The 3,639-nt window shown below is 43.5% G+C and carries 1 protein-coding gene, 1 tRNA gene and 2 rRNA genes (1 of these 4 cut by a window edge); 1 reads left to right on the top strand and 3 read right to left on the bottom strand.

The window, feature by feature from the left end:
• Positions 1–388: 388 nt before the first annotated feature.
• Positions 389–1,480: a YrzE family protein gene (locus tag M4Z11_RS07125; protein WP_249677959.1), complete on the top strand. Its 1,092-nt coding sequence runs from the start codon at positions 389–391 to the stop codon at positions 1,478–1,480.
• A 500-nt stretch (positions 1,481–1,980) separates the two neighbouring features.
• Here M4Z11_RS07125 and M4Z11_RS07120 read toward each other — a convergent pair.
• The 3 genes from M4Z11_RS07120 to M4Z11_RS07110 all read right to left on the bottom strand — a co-directional run.
• Positions 1,981–2,057: transfer RNA gene (locus tag M4Z11_RS07120), tRNA-Met, on the bottom strand.
• Positions 2,058–2,144: 87 nt separating this feature from the next.
• Positions 2,145–2,259, bottom strand: a 5S ribosomal RNA gene (gene rrf / locus M4Z11_RS07115).
• An 87-nt stretch (positions 2,260–2,346) separates the two neighbouring features.
• Positions 2,347–3,639: ribosomal RNA gene (locus M4Z11_RS07110) — 23S ribosomal RNA — on the bottom strand; it runs 1,521 nt beyond the window's last position.

Here is a 3,639-nt window from a genome sequence, read left to right as displayed (position 1 = left end):
ACAATTTTTTGACAATTTTATTATTTTTTTGTGTGAAGTTTTATTGTTTTATATTTATCTGTTATTTTCTGTATTTACAGCGGACATTTTATGTTTTTTTTAGAGTTTGATTTTTATGAGCAGCTTTTGTGGGGATTTTTTGTTGTGTGAGGTCTCTTAAATTCTATGGTATTTTGTCTTTTTTAGATGAGGCTAAGGGATTTTATTGTTGATTTTTGCTTGTGTTATTTTTCTTTTTTCTTTTACTGTGCAGAGGGAGAAGATTTAATTTTGGCTTTTTATTGAGGATTTTTTATTTAATTTCCTTTTCTTGATTTTTTAATTTTTTTTGGAACTCGATTTGGTTTGGATCATTTTAAGTTTAAGAATTATTGAAGGAGAGAGAGATATGGAAACGCGGATCCCAACGAAGCATCCCTTAGAGAGACATTTTACAGGCGAATTTTCTTTAGAGACAGAGAGTTGTCACTATACTCCGCCTGCTTTATCTTGGTCCTCGATATTTGCTGGCTTACTAACGCTTTTAGCAACGTCGGTCTGTTTTTCCTTTTTGTTAGCCGCCTTAGGCTTTAGCCAAATGAGTTTTGTTTCCCCCTTTTCGCTAGAGAATAGTTTTCTTTCTATTGGCGTGAGTTCGATCCTTATTTTTTGTCTAAGCTTCAGCCTTGGAGGTTATATTGCTGGTCGTTTTGCGAGCCACTCAGGAGCACTTCACGGTTTTTTGACCTGGGCCCTTTTTATGCTTTTAGTGGCGATCCAAAGTACACTTTTACTTTCTGGAGCAGTTCATTTAGGAGCGAAGACTGTTTCAGGAGTTGCCAGTGCAACAGGACAAGCGATCAGTGGTTTTGGTTCGGAAGGTGGGAAACTTGTCTCGCTCACGGAGGGTAAGAATTTTGAGGATTTTTTCAACGATAAAAATAATGCTCTGTTTGATTTTAACAAACTCAGCAATGACTTACAGGGCCTTTTAAATAAAAACGATATTCCAGCCCTCAATCCGGACAATCTCTATAATGCTTATAGAGGATCAATCAAAGATATTCGTTCGACCATCACAGCTTTTAAGAATGATCCTTCTAACTATCGTCCTTTGGTTAAACAACTTGGCGAACGTCTTTCGGATCGTGTTAAAAAGCTCAATACCCAAATTGATCGTCGTGACGTCATCCATCACTTGACTAACAACGGGCTATCACAAGCTGAAGCAGAAAAGACTGCAGAGCGTGCAATTGAAGTTTATCAAACAGCGAACAAGAAGACTAAAGAAGCTATTCAATCCCTGAACGAACAAGTAAAGGGTCTCTCGTATAACGTTGATAAAGTAGCCAAAAACGGTGTTGAGCTTGCTGATAAAGCTATTAACACGGCTTCTAAGATTGGTTTGTGGAGTTTTTTTGCTAGTCTTCTTGGTGCTTTAATTGCGAGCATTTCTGGATATTACGGTCATAAGAGACGTTGTCATTCTTACAGATTTTAAACACTTAGATTTTGAGACAAAAGATATTTGTCAGCCTATAAACACTCTTCAAAGGCAGACCGCTTTTACAAAGCTGCACCGCGTGTGCAGCTTTTTTATTAAAGATCCTTTTTATTTGAAGCATCCTGGATATTTTTTTGTTCCCTAGATATTTTTTGTCCCAAGTTGGATTATTTTTTCCAGTCGCCTCATTGTTTCAAGATCCGGCAAATTAATTTATAGGGAACAGAAGAGAATGGATTTATCTTCCTGTTTTTTTTATTATTTTCCCCGTTTTTATTATTTTCCCCGTTTTTATTATTTTCCAAGCAATAACTATACGAAGAGGCAGGTGACAGCTCTACAAAGAGGAAGCAATTTTTTGGAGGAAGCAATTTTTTTGTGTTTTTTTCGTTGCCTATTAGTCTCTTGTTGCGCTTATTTTTAGGGTTATTTTGTGCATACAAGATTGGATGTGGCAAGATTGATTACGGCAAGATTGGTTGTGTGTGTGGGGAGATTGGTTGCGGGGGCAGGATTTGAACCTGCGGCCTTCAGGTTATGAGCCTGACGAGCTACCGGGCTGCTCCACCCCGCGTCATTAAAGAATTGTCGCAGCAAGAATACGACGATTTGTAGATATTTTTTGAAGAGTGTTGAAGAATTATTTCTATGCGCTTAGCAGACCTGGCAGCGACTTACTCTCCCGTGTCTTAAGACAAAGTACCATCAGCGCTGGAACGTTTCACGGCCGAGTTCGGGATGGGATCGGGTGCAGGCGCTCCGCCATAACCACCAAGTCAGCGAAGAGCATAGAAAGAAAGAGAAGTTGTCTCATATGATGTTTTAATTTGTTTTATTGTTTAGAATGAATAGAGGGAATGAGAACGATCAAGCCTATCGAACGATTAGTATCAGTAAGCTTCATATGTTACCACACTTCCACACCTGACCTATCAACGTGGTGGTCTACCACGGTTCTCAGGGAATACTCGTTTTCAGGTGGGTTTCCCGCTTAGATGCCTTCAGCGGTTATCCCGTCCGTATATAGCTACCCTGCTATGCGGCTGGCGCCACAACAGGTCCACCAGAGATACGTCCATCCCGGTCCTCTCGTACTAGGGACAGATCCTGTCAATATTCCTACACCCACGGCAGATAGGGACCGAACTGTCTCACGACGTTCTGAACCCAACTCACGTACCGCTTTAAATGGCGAACAGCCATACCCTTGGGACCTGCTCCAGCCCCAGGATGCGATGAGTCGACATCGAGGTGCCAAACAACCCCGTCGATATGGACTCTTGGGGGTCATCAGCCTGTTATCCCCGGCGTACCTTTTATTCGTTGAGCGATGGCCCTTCCACACGGGACCACCGGATCACTATGACCGTCTTTCGACTCTGCTCGACTTGTCAGTCTCACAGTCAGGCAGGCTTATGCCATTGCACTCAACAAACGATTTCCGACCGTTCTGAGCCTACCATCGCGCGCCTCCGTTACTCTTTAGGAGGCGACCGCCCCAGTCAAACTACCCACCATACACTGTCCTGGATCCGGATAACGGACCGCAGTTAGACATCCATGTCGATAAGGGTGGTATTTCAAGGACGACTCCACAAAGGCTTGCGCCCCTGCTTCAAAGTCTACCACCTATCCTACACATATCGCCACAAATGCCAGTGTAAAGCTATAGTAAAGGTGCACGGGGTCTTTCCGTCTAACCGCAGGAACCCCGCATCTTCACGGGGAATTCAATTTCACTGAGTCTACGTTGGAGACAGCGGGGAAGTCGTTACGCCATTCGTGCAGGTCGGAACTTACCCGACAAGGAATTTCGCTACCTTAGGACCGTTATAGTTACGGCCGCCGTTTACTGGGGCTTCAATTCAATGCTTGCACATCTCCTCTTAACCTTCCAGCACCGGGCAGGCGTCAGACCCTATACATCGTCTTGCGACTTCGCAGAGCCCTGTGTTTTTGGTAAACAGTCGCTACCCCCTGGTCTGTGCCACCCTTTAACGGTTGCCCGCTAAAGGGTCACGCTTCTTCCGAAGTTACGCGTGCAATTTGCCGAGTTCCTTCAACGTAGTTCTCTCAAGCGCCTTAGTATTCTCTACCTGTCCACCTGTGTCGGTTTCGGGTACGGTCTATAAGTGGGAGCTATTTCCTGGAATTGC

The sequence above is a fragment of the Bartonella bilalgolemi genome (assembly GCF_023500045.1).
GTDB classification, from domain to species: Bacteria; Pseudomonadota; Alphaproteobacteria; order Rhizobiales; family Rhizobiaceae; genus Bartonella; species Bartonella bilalgolemii.
This window is presented reverse-complemented; position numbering and strand designations above follow the sequence as displayed.

Excerpts from the sequence above, each read along its gene's own strand:
- M4Z11_RS07125 (WP_249677959.1), top strand. The coding sequence starts at position 389 with ATGGAAACGCGGATCCCAACGAAGCATCCCTTAGAGAGACATTTTACA.